The sequence below is a fragment of the Streptomyces rubellomurinus genome, from assembly GCF_000961885.1.
Classification (GTDB): Bacteria; Actinomycetota; Actinomycetes; order Streptomycetales; family Streptomycetaceae; genus Kitasatospora; species Kitasatospora rubellomurina.
This window is the reverse complement of the sequence record NZ_JZKH01000066.1, coordinates 16,730-33,049: the sequence shown is the minus strand read 5'-3', so window position 1 is coordinate 33,049 and position 16,320 is coordinate 16,730. Positions and strand designations below refer to the sequence as shown.

Below are 16,320 nucleotides of genomic sequence, written 5' to 3'. Positions count from 1 at the left end.
GCTCCACGGGCCCGCTCAGGCGTAGAAGCGGGTGATCGTCTCGGCGACGCAGTGCGGCTTGGCGCTCGCCTCGCTGGTGATCGTGAACCGCACCACCGCCTGCACGCCGCCCGGCACCTCGGTGGCCGAGACCAGTTCGGCCCGTGCCCGGATCGCCGTGCCCACCGGCACCGGCGCCGGGAAGCGCACCTTCTCCGAGCCGTAGTTGAGCGCCATCCGCACGCCCTCGACGCTGTAGCACTCCTTCGCCAGCACCGGGATCATCGACTGCGTCAGGTAGCCGTGGGCGATGGTCGAGCCGAAGGTGCTCTCCTTCGCCCGCTCCGGGTCCACGTGGATCCACTGGTGGTCCCCGGTGGCCTCGGCGAACAGGTCGATCTGCCGCTGCTCGATCGTGTGCCACTCGCTGGTGCCCAGTTCGGTGCCGACGGCGGCGGTCAGCTCGGCGAGGGAGGCGAAGCTCGTCACGGTGCGCTCCTGGAAGGGGGACGGGCCCCGAGGCGGGGCCGGAACGCCGGAAGCGTATGCCTACCCGCTGGTATCTGTCAGGAGCGGTCCGCGAAACCCGGCCGCCGCCCGGTCGGGAACAGCCGCCGCCCGCTGACCAGCTCCGGCACCAGGGCGACGAACTGCGGCTCCGGATCGCCGACCCACGGCCGCAGCCCCGAGCGCAGCACCCGCCGCACCGCCTCGGGGTCGCGCAGCACGTCGGCCCGCCCGTGCACCAGCACGCTCCAGCCGGTGCGGGTCACCGGGTCCAGCAGGTCGGCCTGGAAGGCCACCACGGTGCCGTCGAGCCCGCGCGCCGTCGCGCTGTCCCGGCGGACGGCGAGCACCAGCAGGCCGTCCAGCACCTCGAACGAGACCGGCAGGACGGCCGGCAGCGCGTGCTCGGTGTACACCACGCGCCCCACGGGCACGGTGCTGAGCAGCCGCAGGCACTCGGCCTCGCCCAGGGTCTCCACACGGTCCTCACGCTCCATGCGTCCGATCGTCCTCCGGTCGGCGCGTGCGTCGATAGGGCCCATGGTCCCTGGGCGGACGGGTCGGGAGCCCCGCCGGCGGCCGTCCGGGGCGGTAGCCTGCCCGGCGGCGCAAGGTCGCGCGCCCGCCCGCAGGACGGCGGCGGGGCGCGGTGGGCGGCGGCCCCGGGAGCGCCCGAGGCCGGCACGGGAGGGGGCGGACGGATGGCGGGCGGGGTCGACCTGGTGGTGATCGGGGCGGACGGCGGGCCCGACCGGGCCTTCGGCGGCTCGGCGCGGGCGGCGCACGGCGCGCGGCTGCTCGCCGAGGTGCTGCCCGGGATGTGCTTCGACACCGGCGCGGCCGGCTGCCGGGTCGCCGTGGTGCCCCCGGACGCGGACGCCAACGCGATGCTCACCGCCGTGCGGGAGGCGGCGCAGCACCCGGGCCGCTGGCTGCTGGTGTGCCTGGTCGGCCAGTTGGCGGCCGATCCGCGCGGGCGCCGGCTCGCCCTGGTCACCGCCGGCAGCACCCCCGACAACGCCTACCGGCGCGGCCTGGCCTGGGACTGGGTGGTCAGCGCGATGGTCCACGGCGGCCACGAGGAGGCGCTGCTGCTGGTCGACGCCGTCGCCGACCGGGACACCTGGGCGGCGCTCGAACGCGGTGGCGGCGAGGACGGCGCGGGCGAGCTGCTCAGCTACCCGCGCGTCCCGCTGTGGGGCCGGGTCGGCCGGTACGCCCCGGGCAGACGCGGCCGGGACGCCGTACTGCCGGGCGGCGAGGGCTCGTTCAGCCACGCCCTCACCGCCGTGCTGCGCGGCGGCGTCCCGGGAGCCCCCGCCGCCGTGTCCGTGCCGGACCTCCAGCCGGCCGTCGCCGCGCTGCTCGACGGCGGCGCCCCGGCCCCGCCGTCCGGTGGGCCCGGCGCGCGCCTGCTCGTTCCGCCGCAGGGCGGGCGCCTGTTGATGCGCAATCGGGCCGCCGTTCGGGGCGCATTGGCCGGATTGTCGCTTTCCGAAGAACTGTTGGCCGTTCTGTGGCGGGAAAGTGCCCCGAGGCAACCGCCTCCCGCGTAAGGTCAGGGGGCCTGAGGTGTTGCCGTGATGGGGTGGGTTGGCGAAGAATCGATCCCCGGCGGAAACACCGGCAGGGCGGCGGAATTCTTCCGGCGGCCGTGGATCACGGATCGTTCGGTCGCGATGAGGTGGGGCGATGCGGCAGCGCGGAAATGTGTTGCGCCCTGGGGCGATTGGCGTCGGTGGGGCGGTTCTGGTGGTGCTGCTCGGCGGGTGTGCGGGCGATGGTTCCGCGGGTTCCGCCGATCGTCTCGGGACCGCGGTGCCCACCGTTGCGGGAGTGAACCCGGTAACTCCTTCGAGTGGTTCTGCAAACGGCTCGATCGCGCCGACAGACGGGCCGGAGGGCGCGGCCGGGCGTTCCGCGCTGAGCACCTATCAGGACTGGTGGCGGGCCCAGGCGGAGGCTTTCGGGCGCACGGATTCGGACGGCATCACGCTGGAGGCGTACTCCTCCGGGCGCGCACTGTCCGACACCGTCTCCGGGCTGCGGCAACTGCGGGACGCGAAAATGGTGATGACCGGCGAGCCGCGCAATTCCCCCGTGGTCAAGGCCGTCGACCTGAAAGGCGATCCGCAGACCGTCGTGATCGAGGACTGCGTCGACGTGTCGGGCTGGCACCGCGTCGACGCCGTGACCCGGGCCGCGCGCGAACCGGCCGGAGCGCTGAGCCGGTACGTCGCCACCGCATCCCTGCGCAACTTCCAAGCGCATTGGCTGATCTACGACTTCAAGCGGGAGGTGGGCCGGACATGCTGAACGCGGGAGGAGCGGGCCGGCGATTCGCGGTGGCCGCGGCGCTGTCCGCCGGATTGCTGCTGCCCGGGGCCGGCGCGGCGACGGCGGACGAACCGCCGTCGGCCGGGGCCGAGCAGTGCTATCCGAGCGTGATCTGCGAACACGCCGACAGCGGGACGACGACCACCCCCGGCTCCGCGCAGACCGGCGGCACCGGCAGCGGCGGCGGGGGATCGGACGGCCCGCCGGTGTGCGGCTACCACGGCAAGGAATGGGCCTGCCACGACCCGCAGTTGGGCTGGTTCAACAACGGCGCCGGGTGCTACTTCAACCCGCTGGACCAGCCGCTGCCGGAGGGCGACAAGGCGTGGGAGGGGCACAAGCCCTCGGAGGGCGCGATCTACTCCAAGGTCTGCCCGCAGACGGACGGCGGGCTGGGCGGTGCCGAGTTCGTGTTCGTGGAGAACGGGAAGGGCGCGGGCCCGATCTCCCCGGAGGACGTAGCCCGGGACATGGTCTACCACCGGATCACCTACCCGGTGCCGGAGGTCGGCATCGCGCCGCAGGGCACGGCCGTGGTGAACAGCCCGGTCTGGCTGTGGGCGAAGAACGCGACCCCGCTGAAGTCGGACCCGCTGGGGGTGGCGGGCGCCAAGGTCGCCGTCACCTCCCGGCTGGAGCGCGTCGAATGGGACGTCGAGGGCCGCAAGGTCGTCTGCGCGACGGCCGGCACGCCGTACCAGGCGTCGTACGGCGCGGCCAAGTCCCCCGACTGCGGCACCGAGTTCACCACCGGCTCGGGCAGCAGGAAGGACGGCGTGTTCACGGTGACGGTGAAGGCGGTCTACGCGGCCGACGTGGTCATCACCGGCTCGGTGAACAAGACCTTCACCATCCCCGGCCTGGTCCGGGTCGGGCAGGCCACCACGCTCAAGGTGGCCGAGGTGCAGGTCCTCAACTGACCGTACGGGCACGGGGGTGCGGGTGCGGACCGCCCGGCGGCAGCGGGGCGGTCCGGCAGTGACGGCGCGGGACGACGAGGACGACGAGGGACGAGGGAAGGGCGGAACCCGGTGGACAACCGTACGTATCCGACGCCGGGGGCCGGCGCACCCGCGGGCACCGCGGTGTCCGCGGCCGCCCCGGACCAGCCGGGCGACGGCGACGGCAGGCGCCGCGGACGGGCCGCGCCGCACACCCCCGGCCGGGCCATGGGCGCCCGGCGCCGCCGCCCGGCGGTGCTCGCGATGGCCGTCGCGCTGATCGCCGCCGGCGGCCTCGGCGGCGCGGCGCTCTACAACAGCACCGGCCAGCGGGTCGCGGTGCTGGCGCTCGCCCGGGACGTCCCCTGGGGGCAGGTGATCACCGAGGACGACCTGGTGACCGCCCGGATCGCCGGCGACCCGGCGCTCAAGCCGCTGTCCGCCCAGGACCGCGGCCGGGTGATCGGCCTGCGGGCGGCCACCGACCTCAAGCGCGGCGCCATGCTCACCGGTGCCGACGTCGCCCAGGCGCTCACCGTGCAGCCCGGGCAGATCGTGGTCGGGGTGTCCGCCAAGCGCACCCAGCTGCCCGCCGGCCGCCTCCAGGCCGGGATGCAGATCGTCGTCGTCTCCACCCCCGACAACGGCCGGGCCGACTCGCTGCCCGCGACCGTCATCACCGTGGGCCGGGTGGACACCGACGGCAGCCAGGTCGTCGACGTGGCGGTCGGCGCGGCGGACGGGCCCCGGCTCGCCCAGTGGGTGCAGAGCGGACGGATCCAGGTGCTGCTCGCCCCGCGCGCGGCGGCGGGCGCCCCCGGCGCGGGTGCCCCGGCGGCGTCCGGCGCACCCACCGGGGCACCGTCCGCAGCGCCGTCCGGCGCGCCCGCCGGGGCATCGGCCGGAGCACCGGCCGGGGCGCCCACCGCCGGCGCCGCGCCCGCCGGCACCGGCAGCGCGCCCCCGGCCGGGACGGGCGGCGCCTGATGGCGGTGATCGCGGTGGTCGGCGGCCCCGGCGCCCCCGGCGCCACCACGACCGCCCTGGCCCTGCTGCTCGCCTGGCCCCTCCAGCCCGGCCGGCGCGTCCTCCTGGTCGAGGCCGACCCGGACGGCGGCGCCGTGCTCGCCGGCGCCCTGGAAGGCCGGGTCGAGGCCGTGTACGGGCTGCGCAACCTCGCCGTCGCCGACCGGCGCGGCCTGCTCGCCCAGACCATCTGGGAACAGCTGATCGACCTCTCGCCCGAGGGCGACGCCGACCGGCTGCTGCTGCCCGGCCTGACCGACCCCGCCCAGGCCCCCGGCCTCGCCTACACCTGGGAACCGCTCGCCGAACTGCTGCACGGCCTCGAACCGCAGGGCTACGACGTCATCGTCGACCTCGGCCGCTCCGGCGCCACCGGCCCCAGCGCCGTGCTCGCCCGCCGGGCGGACGTGGTCGCGGCCGTGGTGCGCACCACGCTGCGCGGGCTCAGCGCGGCCCGCCCCCGGCTCGCCGCGCTCGCCGAGGACCTCGCCTCCGGCGGCACCGGGGCGGACGCGCTCGCCCTGCTGCCGGTCGGCGAAGGGCCGTACCCGGCGGCGGAGGTGTCCCGGGAGCTCGGGCTGCCGGTGCTCGGGCTGCTGCCGCACGCCGCCCGCACCGCCCGGGTCCTCTCGGACGGCGGTGACACCACCGACCGGCGGTTCGTCCGCTCGGAGCTGATGCGCACCGCGCGCTCGGCGGCGGACCAGGTGCAACTGCTGGTCCGGCGCCGGCGGCAGCGGCTCGCGCCGGGCGCGGTGCCGCTGCCCGCGGCGGGGGCGGCCGCGGTCCAGGCCGGGCAGGCCCCGCCGGCCGCGGTCCCGGCGGTTGCTGTCCCGGGCGCTCCTGTCCCGCCGGCGCCGGCGGGACAGGTGCCCGGGCCGGTCCCGCCGTCCGTGCCGACCCCCGGCCCGGCGGCCCCGTACGGCGGCACGCTCCCGTACACCGGCACGCTCCCGTACGGCGCGCCGGACCCGTACGGCCCCGCCGGCCCGGCGGAGCAACCCTCCTACGCCCCGCCGCAGACCACGCCGCCGGTGATCACCACCGGGCCCGTGGCGCCGCTCGCCGGGCTGGCGCCGCAGCCGGCCGCGCCGGCGCCGTTCCCCGCGCACGTGCAGCCGCAGCAGGCCGGGGCCGAGTGGCGGCCGTCCGGCCGCGCCGACCAGGCCGACCAGTCCGACCAGTACTCGCCCCAACAGCCGGACATGACGGATCGTCAGAATCTGGTGAACGGCCGGTACCCGTACAACCCCGGGGAGGTGCTCCGTGCGCGGTAGCCCCCTGCACCAGCACCCGGCGGCCGACCCGGCCGCCCTGCCCTGGGCCCCGCCCCAGCACGCCCAGCAGCCGCAGGGCGTCCCGCAGCCCCAGAGCCCCCAACAGCCTCAACAGCCCTACCGTCCAGGCCCGGTGGCGCCGCAGCCCGCCGCCCCGCAGCCCGCCGCCCCGCAGCAGGGCGGCGGCCCGGCGGCCGGGCCCACCGCCGTCCCCTCCCAGCTGCCCTCGCTCGACCTGCGCGGCGCCGCCACCCGGCCGGCCGTCGACCCGCAGGTCGCGCGCGAGCTGAAGCGCCAGGTCGCGGCCGAACTGCACCAGCAGATCAGCCGGTTGACCGCCGCCTCCGGCTCCGAGCCGGACCGGGCCACCCGCCGCCAGCGCGGCCGGGCGCTGATCGAGGAGGCCGTCGCCCGCTGGTCCGACGCCTACGCCCAGACCCACGGCATCCCGCCCACCCGCGAGCAGGACCGCGCCCTCGCCGAGGCCGTCTTCGACCTGCTCTTCCGGGCCGGCCGGCTCCAGCCCTACCTGGACGACCCGGAGATCGAGAACATCCTGGTCAACGGCTGCGACGACGTCTGGGTCTCCAAGGTGCACCAACCCCTGCGCCAGGTCCCGCCGGTGGCCGACAGCGACGCCGAACTCGTCGAACTCCTCCAGGACCTGGCCCGCCAGCACGGCGGCGGCGAGCGCGGCCTGTCCACCGCCAGCCCGACCCTCGCGCTGCGCCTGGAGGGCGGCATGCGCCTGCAGGCGCTCACCGAGGTCACGCCCCGCCCGTACGTGGCGATCCGGCGCCACCGGGTGGCCTCCGCGACGCTGCCCGAGATGGTCGAACTCGGCACCCTGGACGCCACCCTGGCCGCCTTCCTGGCCGCGGCGATCCGGGCCCGGAAGAACGTGATGATCACCGGCACCCAGGGCGTCGGCAAGACCAGCCTGCTGCGCGCGATGGCCGCCGAGATCCCGCCGGACGAGCGGATCGGCACCCTGGAGTCGGAGTTCGAGCTCTGGCTGCACACCCTCGGCCACCTGCGCCAGGTCGTCCCGATGGAGGCCCGCGAGGGCAACGGCGAACGCGTCGAGGGCCGCCCGGCCGGGGAGTTGACGATCGGCGACCTCATCCCCGCCGCGCTGCGCATGACCCTCTCCCGGATCATCGTCGGCGAGGTCCGCTCCGGCGAGGTCGTCCCGATGCTGCGCGTGATGACCAACGGCGAGGGCGGCTCGATGTGCACCCTGCACGCCCGTGGCCCGCACATGGTCGTCGACCGCATCGCCGAACTCTGCCTGGAGTACGGCTCGCACATGTCCGACGCGCTCGCCTACCGGCTGACCGCCAACGCCCTGGACCTCATCGTGCACGTCGCCATGGTCGACGAGACCGCCGTCGGCGGCCGCCGGCACCGCTTCGTCTCCCACGTCCTGGAGGTCGCCGGCCTCGGCGAGAGCGGCCGGCCCGCGCTCAACACCGTCTTCGGCCCCCGGCCCGAACTCGGCGAGCCCAGAGCCGTCCCGCACACCCCGCCGCAGTGCCTGGACGACCTGCGCCGGGCCGGCTTCGACGCCGCCCTGCTCGGCTCCCGGTACGGGAGTTGGGCCGCCCCGCTGCAGCTGCGGATCGGCGGTGGCGCCCGGTGATGCTGCTGTACGCCCTGTGCGGGCTCGCGGTCGCGGCCGGCCTGGTCGCCCTCGCCGCCTGGGCCCGCGGCTCCGAACCGCCGGGCGCGGACGGCGCGGACGGCGACGACGCCGGGGAGAACCCGCTGGCCGGCCGCATCCACGTGTTCTGGTACGGCGCCCCCGGCACCGCCTCGCTGCGGATGGTCCGGCTGCGCCGCGTCCAACTGCCGCTCGCGCTCCTCGGCGCCCCGCTGGCCTGGCTGTTCACCGGCATCCCGCTGACCGCGCTGCTGGTGCCGCTGGCCGTCTTCGGCCTGCCCTGGCTGTTCGACACCACCCGCCCCGACACCCACCGGATCGAGCGGCTGGAGGCGCTGTCCGAGTGGACCCAGCGCATCGCCGACGTGCTGCTGCTCGGCGTCGGACTCAACCAGGCCATCGTCACCAGCCGCCGCACCGCCCCCGCCGCCCTGGAGGCCGAGATCGGCGAACTCGCCGCCCGCCTGCAGGCCCGCTGGCGCCCCGAAGAGGCCCTGCGCTCCTTCGCCGACAGCCTGGCCGACGCCACCGCCGACAAGGTGCTCGCCGCCCTCGTCCTGCGGGCCGGCGACAGCGGCCCCGGCCTGGCCCGCACCCTCGCCGACATGGCCGACTCGGTGCGCGAGGAGGTCCGCCAGCGCCGCGCCATCGAGGCCGACCGGGCCAAGCACCGCACCACCATCCGCTGGCTGGTCGGCATCATCGTGCTGGTCGTCGCGGTCGGCTCGTTCAACACCGAGTACACCCGCCCGTACGGGACCTTCCTCGGCCAGGTGGTGCTCGCCGTCGTCGCCGCGCTGTTCGTCGCCGTCATCGCCTGGATGCGGGCCCTGGCCTCCCACCCGCCGGTGCCCCGGCTGCTCGCCCCCGACCGGCGCAGCAAGGGCGCGCGCCGGCCGGGCGCGAGCAGCCCGGAGCCCGCCGAACCGCCCCTGGAGGCCCGGTGATCTCCCCCTGGTCCGTGCTGGCCGGCGCCGCCGCGGCCGGCGGCCTCGCCCTGCTGATCGCCGAACTGCGGCCCGCGCCACCGGACCTGCACCAGGCGCTGGACCGGCTGCACCGCGCCCCCGCGGACGGCCCCGAGGACCCGGACGAGCGTCCGGGCTGGTACGACCGGATCGGCGCGCGCACCCTGCAGGTGCGCGGGGTGTCCGTCCCGCGCCGCGAACTCGCCCTGATCGGCCGCAGCCCGGCCCGCTTCATGGTGCACAAGCTGCTGTTCGCCGTGATCGGCCTGGTGCTGCCCGCCTACCTCGGCGCGATGGCCGCGCTGATGGGCCTCGGCCTGCCGTTCACGCTGCCGCTGGTCGCCGGGCCGCTGCTGGCCGGCCTGCTCTGGTTCGTCCCGGACGCCATCGTGCGCGGCGAGGCCAAGGAGGCGCGCACCGAGTACCTGCACGGCATCGCCGCCTACCTCGAACTCGTCGCCATGGAACGGGCCGCCGACTGCGGGCCGGCCGAGGCGCTGCGCCGTGCGGCCTCGGTCGGGCAGGGCGCGGTGTTCCGGCGGATCCGCGACGCGCTGGAGCGCGCCGCCACCGACCGCCTCCCGCCCTGGGCCGGACTCGACGCGCTCGCCGAGGAGTTGGGGCTCGCCCCGCTGCAGGACACGGCCGACATCATGCGGCTGTCCGGCAACGACGGCGCCGCCGTGTACGACACCCTGCGGGCCCGCGCCAAGGGCCTGCGCGGCGAACTCCTCGCCGAGGACCTGGCCCGCGCCAACGCCGACAGCGAGCGGATGGTCGCGCCCGGGGCCGCCCTGACCCTGCTGATGACCGTCCTGATCGTCTTCCCCGCGATCCACCAGATCCTCAACTGAGGCCGAGCGGCCGCAACTCCTCACCACACCACACCCCCGGGAGACCCCGATGACCGTACGACTCGCCCGCCGGGCCGGCCGCCTGCTGTGGCCCGTCCTGCGGCCCGCGCTGCTGCCGGTGCAGTTCGCGGCGCTGCTGTTCACCTTCCGGCTCGGGCGGCTGCGAGCCGCCCGGGCGCGCGGCGACCGCGGCGCGATCAGCATCGAACTCGCCCTCGCCATCATCGCGTTGGTGGCCGTCGCCGGAGCCGTCGCGACGGCGCTGTACCTCCTGAAGGACAAGGTGGTCAAGAAGGTCGAGCAGGACCCGAACATGCCGGGCGGCGGCGGTGGCGCGGGCGGCGCCACCCCGTGACGCGCCGCACCCGCCGCCGCCGGGGCGACCGGGGGTCGATGAGCCTGAGCCTGGCCTTCGTCTTCCCGGTCGTCCTGCTGCTCGTGCTGCTCGTCGTCCAGGCCTCGCTGTGGTGGTACGACCGGCAGGTCGCGCTCACCGCCGCCCGCGAGGGCGTGGACGCCGGGCGGGTGCAGGGCAACGCGACGGACGAGGTGAAGGACCGGGCGGCCCTGCGGCAGGCGCAGGGCTTCCTCGACCGGACGGGCGTGCAGGGCTACCGGGTGCGCACCGACGGCAGCACGGCGGACACCATCCGGGTCACCGTCGAGCTGAGCCCGCCGATGCTGATCCCCGGGCTCAAGGGCCCCACCATCCGGCAGTTCGCGCAGGCGCCGCGCGAGCGGTTCGTGCCGCCGGCGGTGACGGGGTGAGCGGACGGCGGTCCCGGCTGCCGCTGCGGCTGCGGTCGTGGCCGCGTCCACGGCGGCGGGACCGGGGCGGGATGGCGATCGAGGCGGCGATCATCGCGCCGGCCGTGGTCGCCCTGGTGCTGCTGGCGGTCGCCGCCGGCCGGGTGCAGACCGCCGCCGGCACCGTCGAGGCGGCCGCCCGCGCCGCCGCCCGGACGGCCTCGCTGCAGCGCAGCGTCGACGGGATGACCGAGCCCGCCGAGCGGACCGCCCGGGACACGCTCAGCCAGCAGGGCGTGGTCTGCCGGGACAGCCACGTCCGGGTCTCCACCGCTCCGTTGGACCTGCCCGGCGGGGCCGTCACCGCGGTGAAGGTCGTCGTCGAGTGCGACGTCGAACTGGCCGGCCTGATCGGCGGGCCGTCCGGACTGCCCGTGACGAAGCACCTCGTCGGCGAGTTCACCTCGGTGGTGGACCGCTACCGGGGCACCTGACGGCGGGCCGCCGGCCCGGCGGGGACGCGTACGGACGGCCGGATGCGGCGGGCGGGCACGGCGGGGGATTGGGGACGGCCCGGGCGGGGGATGCGCAAGCGGAGAGCGCCCGGGGGATGACACGACGGAACCGAGCGGCGCCCGGCGGGGGCCGGAGGGGAGGACGGCGTGCGGAATCGGGAGGGGGGATGAGCATGCGGATCGCCGCATGGCGGGCCGGTACGCGGCGCGGTGCTTCACGGCGCGGCGCCGCACGGCAGGTCGGTGCCGTACGGCGGGTCGGTCCGTGGCGGGCCGGTGCGTGGCGGACCGGTCCACGTCGGGCCGGGGCGTGGCGGCGTCGGTCCGACCGGGGCACGGTCGCCGTGTTCGTGGCGATCTGCGCGGGCGCCCTGGTGCTCGTCATCGCCCTGGTGGTCGACGTCGGCGGCCGGCTGCGGGTCGCCGAGCGGACCGACGCCTACGCCCAGGAGGCCGCCCGGGTCGGCGGCCAACAGCTCGACCAGGCCGCCGTGTTGCAGGGCCAGGGCATCAAGGTCCAGCAGGAGTACGTCCGCGAGGCCGCCGACGCCTACCTCGCGATGTACGGCCTGCGGGCCGACGAGATCGACTTCTCCGACGACGGCAGGGTCGTCACCGTCACCGTGCGGGCCGACTTCACGCCGGTCCTGCTGGGCGGCCTCGGGAAGCGGAAGGTTACGGGCAAGGGCAGTGCGACCCTCGTCCACGGAGTCGAGAAAGCGGAGACCAACTGATGGCCGCGCCACGTGCTGAGGACCAGGCCCGAACCGCCCAGGCCGGCCCGGTGAGGGGCCGAACCGCGAGCCGCCGCCGGACACGTGCCGGGCGGGCACCGGCACTCGGCGGCCCGGGACGGACCCGGCCCGGCCCCGGGCGCCCGCCCGGCCGCGGCACCGGGGTGCTCGCCGCGCTCGGCGCGCTGGCCGCCCTGCTCGCCCTGCTGCTCGGCCTGCCCGCCCTGTTGCTCTACGGCACCCGGGCGGTCGCCGCGATGGGCGACGTCGCGCCGGACGGCGTCGGCCAGGCGCTCACCGGCGCGGACGACGGACGGCTGTTCCTGTGGCTGCTGGTGGTCGTCGGCTGGCTCGCCTGGGCCTGCTTCGCGCTCTCCGTCCTGCTGGAGGTCCCGGCCCAGCTGCGCGGCCGGATCGCCCGGCGGATCCCGGCCTTCGGCTGGAGCCAGCGCCTCGCGGCCGGCCTGGTCGGCTCCGTCCTCGCGCTGCTCCCGGTGGCCGGCTCGGCCTTCGCCGCCGCCCCCCAGGCCGCCCACGCCGCCACCGCCCCCGCCCAGTTGACGCCCGGCGTACAGCGGGCCGCGCTGCCCGCCGCGCAGTCCGCGCCCGCCCTGGCGCCCGCCGCCGAACAGCAGCCCACCTACACGGTGCGCGACAGCCGGCCCGCCGACAGCCTGTGGTCGATCGCCGAGCGCCAACTCGGCTCGGGCGAACGGTGGGTGGAGATCGCCAAGCTCAACGACGGCCGGGTGATGGACGGTTCGGGCACCCGCTTCGACGCCGAGCGGCCGATCCAGCCCGGCTGGGACCTGCTGATGCCCGCCGACGCCAAGCCAGACGCGGCGAAGGCACCCGCGCCCGCGCCCGCCCCTGCCACCGACCCGGGGGCGCAGCCCGCGAACCCGGCGCCGGCCGGGTCGGACCGGGCCCCGCAGGCCGGCACGGAACCGGGGGCGGCGGGGGCGGGGGGCCACGCCACGGTGACCGTCCAGGAGGGCGACAGCCTGTCCGCCATCGCCCAGCGGGAGTTGGGGGACCCGGAGGCGTGGCCGAAGCTGTTCGACGCCAACAAGGGGGTGCAGGCCCCGGATGGGGAACGGCTGACCGACCCGGACGTGGTGGTGCCCGGGATGGTCCTCGCGGTGCCGGGGGCCGCCGCCTCGAACCCCGCGCCCGCCCCGGCGCCCGCGCAGCCGCCGGCCGCCCAGACCCCGACGCCGCAGCCTCCCGCGACCCAGGCCCCGGCCGGTTCGGCGCCGTCGCACGCCCCCGACCACGCCCCCGACCACGCGCCCACCCCCGCGCCGGCCCAGGCGCACGCGGACCCGGCCCCCGGCGACGACAGCTACACCGTCGCCCTCGCCGCCTCCACGGTCGGCGTGCTGCTCGCCGCCATCATGATCGGCACCGTCGCCCACAAGCGCGGCACCCAGCTGCGCGCCCGCCGCCCCCGGCACCGCATCGCCATGCCCGAGGCCGAGGCCGCCGCCTTCGAGAACGAACTGCGGGCCCGCCAGGACGACACCGGCCTCGACCTGCTCGACCGCGCCCTGCGCACCCTCGCCCGCAACACCGTGCGCGGCGGCAAGCGCCTGCCCGCCATCGTCGCGGCCCGGATCACCCCCGGCCACACCGTCGAACTGCACCTCTCCGGCCCGGCCGTGCCGATCGCCCCGTTCCGGGCCGCGCACGCCCCCAACGTCTGGTGGTGCAGCGAGGACTCCGGCGACCTGCTGAGCGCCGCCCAGGCCCGCAGGACCGCCGCGCCCTACCCGGCGCTGGTCACCCTCGGCACCGCGCCGGACGGCTCCGTCGTCCTCGCCGACCTCGAGGCCGTCCGGCTGCTCCACCTCTCCGGCCACCCCGACGACGCCCGGGACGTGCTGCGCACCCTCGCCGTCGAGCTCGCCCACAGCCCGCTCGCCGACAAGCTCCACCTGCACCTGGTCGACCTCGCCGAGGAGGTGCCGATCAGCGGCCCGGCCGCCGAGCGCGTCCACCGCCACGCCACCCTGGAGGCCGCGCTCGCCGCCCTTGGCCCGCGCACCGCGAAGGCCCGCGCCACGCTGGTCGCCGCCGACGCCGCCAGCCCGCGCGACGCCCGCAGCCGGGGCCAGGCCGACGAGTCCTGGATCCCGGAGATCGTGCTCTGCGCCCACCAGCCCGGCGGCGACCTGCCCGCCGAGCTCGGCCGGCTCCTCGACGCCCGCCCGCGCACCTGCGTGGCCGTCATCACCCGCGCCCCCGAACGCGGCACCGGCCCGGTCGCCCGCTGGACGCTGCCGACCAGCGGCCAGGCCGCCATCCCCGGCCTGCACCTGACCGTCGAACTCCAGCGGCTCAGCGCCCCGCAGTACGAGCAGGTCGCCGCCCTGCTGCAGGCCGCCGACGACACCACCCAGCACCCGGCCCCCGCCTGGACCCTGGACGGCCCGGGCCTCGACCCGGACCAGGACGACGCCGACACCGCCGAACTGCCGCCCGTCGTACCGGTGCTGGCGACGGTCGGCGCCCCGGGCGGCGGGGACGAGGAGGACGCGGCGACGGCGACGGCGTCGGCGGCGGGCGGGACCGTCGCCGGGCCGCGGATGCTCGCCCGGGTGATCGGCACCGGCGCCAGCCCGTTCGCGGGCACCGACCCGGTGGCCCCGGCCCCGGGTCCGGCGGCCCTGCCCGCCGCCGCGCCCGCTGCCGCGCCCGCCGCGCCTGCTCCGCTGCCCTCCCCGGGCGGCGCGGGCGAGGTGCCGCCCGGTCCGGCCCGGTTCGCCGTCAACGGCCAGGGCCGGCACGCGGTGGTCGGGCCCGAGGGCACCGGCCCGTCCGGGCCGTCGGACGACGAAGCGCCGGGGGTCGACGACCCCACCCGCGACCTGCGGCTGCCGGGCGCGCCGGAGGGCGGCGAGGGTGGCGAGGGCGACGAGGGTGGCGAGGGCGACGAGAGGGCCGACGAGGCCGACGTCGTTGCCGAGGACGCCGACACGTCCCCGGCGGCGCCGCCCCCCGCCGTCCAGTCCGTCCAGCCCGTTCAGCCGGTCGCGCCGCAGCCCGCCCCGGCCGCGGACACCCCGGCCACGGACGCCGGTGCCGGCCCCGCCGCCGTCGCGCCGCTCGCCCGGACCACGTCCGGCCGCAGCGACAGCGACGACCTGCTGGCCATCCTCCGCTCCCCGGAGGCGCACGCCACCCGCAACGCACCCCGGATCCGCCTGCTCGGCCCGGTCGACGTGGCCGGCGCCCGCGGCGCCGTCGAACCGGGCGCGCTGCCCCGGCTCACCGAACTCGCCGTCTACCTCGCGCTGCGCCCCGGCGCCGACCGGCACGCCCTCGACCACGACCTGCACCCCGGCGCGGCCCACCTCGACCCGCACCCCACGGCGGCCGACGGCGGCAGCCCGCTGCCGGCCAAACTCGCCGACCTGGCGGGCTGGTTCGGCGCCTCGCCGGACGGCCGCGCCTTCCTGCCCACCGACACCGCCGAGGGCTACTCCTTCACCCCGGCCGTGACCTGCGACTGGGACGAGTTCCGCAGCCTCTACCGGCGCGGCATGCGCAGCACCAGCGCCACCGCCGACGCCGCCCTCGCGCACGCCCTGGCCCTGGTGCGCGGCGCCCCGTTCGCCGAGGCCCCGCCCGCCTCGTACGGCTGGGCCGAGGCCGAGCGCCAGGACATGATCGCGGCGATCGTCGACACCGCGCACGAACTGGCCGCCCGCCGCCTGCAGTACGGCGACCACCGCAGCGCCGAGGCCGCCGTCTTCCGCGGCCTCGCCGTCGCCCCGGACGTCGAACTCCTGCACCGGGACCTGTTCTACGCCTACGCCTCGGCCGGCGCCCGCGACCAGCTGCTGCGCGCCGTCAACCGCCTGGACGCCCTCTCCCGGCGCACCGGGCGGGAGTTGGACGCCGACACGGTGGCCCTGCTGCGCGACCTGCTGGCCGGCGCCTGAGGCAGCCGCGGGCCGTCCGCCGGGGAGGTGAGTCCGTCGACTCGCCTCCCCGGCGGTGCCGTTGGGATAGCCGGACGGTCAGGCCGCGTGCAGCCAGGTCTCGATGGCCGTGAAGTCGGCCTCGCCGAGGCCGCGTTGGGGGTCGACGCGGTGCAGCAGCGCGCGGGCGGGGGAGTGCGCGTCGACCCAGCGGCGGTCGGCAGGGGTGATCTCGTCGTCGACCCAGACGAACGGGCGGCCGCCGACCCGGGCGAGCAGCGGGCGGGTCTTCCAGTGCAGGCCGTGCGGGTCGCCGGGGTGCTCCGGGCCGTCCTCGTCCGCCACCGGCCAGTCCACGACCGGGAGTCGGGGCAGGCTAAGGCGGGGGGAGAGGCAGTCGTTGGCGTCCTCGAGCCAGGTCGTCGCCCACACCAGCGTGCAGGGCAGGCCCAGCAGGCGCGGCCCGAGCGCCGGATCGACCCGGGCGAGCAGCGGGTTGCCGTCCGGTCCCGAACCCGGGCCCGGGTAGGTGCGGTGACCGCCGGGCGGCGGCCCGCCGAAGGGGATGAGCGGTCCGTCGACGTCGAGGAACAGCAGCGGTACGTCGGCACTGGCCATGACGGCACGATAGCGGGGGCGCTCCGGCGCGCCGAACGGCGACCCGGCCTGGATCGGGCCCGCCGGGATCTCGTAGGGTGGCGCGCACGGAAGTGGTGAGAGACACCACGCAGGCAAGGGCATCAGACGCCGCTCTAGCGGCGGGGCGGGGCGGTGACCAGAAGATGGCGGAGACGACAGCTGTTTCCGGAGGTCCCGACCCGGCTGCGGACTCGGGCCCCTGGGACG

General features: G+C 77.0%; 16 protein-coding genes. 13 read left to right on the top strand and 3 right to left on the bottom strand.

The window, feature by feature from the left end; all coding sequences use genetic code 11:
* Positions 1-15: 15 nt before the first annotated feature.
* Both VM95_RS26780 and VM95_RS26775 read right to left on the bottom strand, forming a co-directional pair.
* Entirely contained in the window at positions 16-468 is a 453-nt protein-coding gene (locus VM95_RS26780; protein WP_045701227.1) for a MaoC family dehydratase, read from the bottom strand.
* Positions 469-545: 77 nt separating this feature from the next.
* Positions 546-983 carry a pyridoxamine 5'-phosphate oxidase family protein gene (locus tag VM95_RS26775; RefSeq protein ID WP_045701225.1) on the bottom strand — a complete coding sequence of 146 codons (438 nt, stop codon included), beginning with the start codon at positions 981-983 and terminating at the stop codon, positions 546-548.
* A 204-nt stretch (positions 984-1,187) separates the two neighbouring features.
* Here VM95_RS26775 and VM95_RS42810 point away from each other — a divergent pair, with 204 nt between their 5' ends.
* The 13 genes from VM95_RS42810 to VM95_RS39150 all read left to right on the top strand — a co-directional run bounded on the left by VM95_RS42810 (position 1,188) and on the right by VM95_RS39150 (position 15,495).
* Positions 1,188-2,042: a hypothetical protein gene (locus VM95_RS42810; protein ID WP_045701223.1), complete on the top strand. Its 855-nt coding sequence runs from the start codon at positions 1,188-1,190 to the stop codon at positions 2,040-2,042.
* A gap of 136 nt (positions 2,043-2,178) precedes the next feature.
* A complete protein-coding gene (locus tag VM95_RS42805) occupies positions 2,179-2,802 on the top strand; it encodes a hypothetical protein (protein WP_157882227.1) in 624 nt (207 codons plus the stop codon).
* Complete coding sequence (locus VM95_RS26760) at positions 2,796-3,743, top strand: hypothetical protein (protein WP_157882226.1); 948 nt, start codon at positions 2,796-2,798, stop codon at positions 3,741-3,743. The genes VM95_RS42805 and VM95_RS26760 overlap by 7 nt, the downstream gene beginning before the upstream one ends.
* A gap of 111 nt (positions 3,744-3,854) precedes the next feature.
* Entirely contained in the window at positions 3,855-4,751 is an 897-nt protein-coding gene (locus tag VM95_RS26755; RefSeq protein WP_052707600.1) for an SAF domain-containing protein, read from the top strand.
* The gene (locus VM95_RS45535; RefSeq protein ID WP_063773571.1) at positions 4,751-6,067 is read left to right on the top strand and encodes a hypothetical protein; all 1,317 of its coding nucleotides are present in this window, start codon (positions 4,751-4,753) and stop codon (positions 6,065-6,067) included. Before VM95_RS26755 ends, VM95_RS45535 begins: the two co-directional genes overlap by 1 nt.
* Positions 6,057-7,709 (top strand): TadA family conjugal transfer-associated ATPase, encoded by a 1,653-nt coding sequence (locus VM95_RS26745; RefSeq protein WP_107073105.1) that lies wholly within the window; start codon positions 6,057-6,059, stop codon positions 7,707-7,709. Before VM95_RS45535 ends, VM95_RS26745 begins: the two co-directional genes overlap by 11 nt.
* Positions 7,709-8,677, top strand: coding sequence for a type II secretion system F family protein (locus VM95_RS26740; protein WP_045701219.1), 969 nt, complete (start codon positions 7,709-7,711; stop codon positions 8,675-8,677). The genes VM95_RS26745 and VM95_RS26740 overlap by 1 nt, the downstream gene beginning before the upstream one ends.
* Positions 8,674-9,552, top strand: a complete 879-nt coding sequence (locus VM95_RS26735; RefSeq protein ID WP_045701217.1) for a hypothetical protein — start codon at positions 8,674-8,676, stop codon at positions 9,550-9,552. The genes VM95_RS26740 and VM95_RS26735 overlap by 4 nt, the downstream gene beginning before the upstream one ends.
* Before the next feature lie 49 nt (positions 9,553-9,601).
* Entirely contained in the window at positions 9,602-9,907 is a 306-nt protein-coding gene (locus tag VM95_RS26730) for a hypothetical protein (RefSeq protein WP_045701215.1), read from the top strand.
* Positions 9,904-10,320, top strand: coding sequence for a TadE/TadG family type IV pilus assembly protein (locus VM95_RS26725; protein WP_244178957.1), 417 nt, complete (start codon positions 9,904-9,906; stop codon positions 10,318-10,320). The genes VM95_RS26730 and VM95_RS26725 overlap by 4 nt, the downstream gene beginning before the upstream one ends.
* A 71-nt stretch (positions 10,321-10,391) precedes the next feature.
* On the top strand, positions 10,392-10,793 hold the full coding sequence (locus VM95_RS26720) for a TadE/TadG family type IV pilus assembly protein (RefSeq protein ID WP_045701213.1): 402 nt from the start codon (positions 10,392-10,394) through the stop codon (positions 10,791-10,793).
* 371 nt (positions 10,794-11,164) lie between these two features.
* Positions 11,165-11,548 (top strand): hypothetical protein, encoded by a 384-nt coding sequence (locus tag VM95_RS26715; RefSeq protein ID WP_157882225.1) that lies wholly within the window; start codon positions 11,165-11,167, stop codon positions 11,546-11,548.
* Between the two features lie 164 nt (positions 11,549-11,712).
* Positions 11,713-15,495 carry an AfsR/SARP family transcriptional regulator gene (locus VM95_RS39150; RefSeq protein WP_157882224.1) on the top strand — a complete coding sequence of 1,261 codons (3,783 nt, stop codon included), beginning with the start codon at positions 11,713-11,715 and terminating at the stop codon, positions 15,493-15,495.
* Between the two features lie 78 nt (positions 15,496-15,573).
* Here VM95_RS39150 and VM95_RS26705 read toward each other — a convergent pair whose 3' ends face one another.
* Positions 15,574-16,092 (bottom strand): HAD domain-containing protein, encoded by a 519-nt coding sequence (locus tag VM95_RS26705; RefSeq protein ID WP_045701209.1) that lies wholly within the window; start codon positions 16,090-16,092, stop codon positions 15,574-15,576.
* Positions 16,093-16,320: the final 228 nt, after the last annotated feature.

Coding starts and splice junctions, on each gene's coding strand:
- VM95_RS26775 (WP_045701225.1), bottom strand. CDS start 983: ATGGAGCGTGAGGACCGTGTGGAGACCCTGGGCGAGGCCGAGTGCCTG.
- VM95_RS42810 (WP_045701223.1), top strand. CDS start 1,188: ATGGCGGGCGGGGTCGACCTGGTGGTGATCGGGGCGGACGGCGGGCCC.
- VM95_RS42805 (WP_157882227.1), top strand. CDS start 2,179: ATGCGGCAGCGCGGAAATGTGTTGCGCCCTGGGGCGATTGGCGTCGGT.
- VM95_RS26760 (WP_157882226.1), top strand. CDS start 2,796: ATGCTGAACGCGGGAGGAGCGGGCCGGCGATTCGCGGTGGCCGCGGCG.
- VM95_RS45535 (WP_063773571.1), top strand. CDS start 4,751: ATGGCGGTGATCGCGGTGGTCGGCGGCCCCGGCGCCCCCGGCGCCACC.
- VM95_RS26740 (WP_045701219.1), top strand. CDS start 7,709: ATGCTGCTGTACGCCCTGTGCGGGCTCGCGGTCGCGGCCGGCCTGGTC.
- VM95_RS26730 (WP_045701215.1), top strand. CDS start 9,602: ATGACCGTACGACTCGCCCGCCGGGCCGGCCGCCTGCTGTGGCCCGTC.
- VM95_RS26720 (WP_045701213.1), top strand. CDS start 10,392: ATGGCGATCGAGGCGGCGATCATCGCGCCGGCCGTGGTCGCCCTGGTG.
- VM95_RS26705 (WP_045701209.1), bottom strand. CDS start 16,092: ATGGCCAGTGCCGACGTACCGCTGCTGTTCCTCGACGTCGACGGACCG.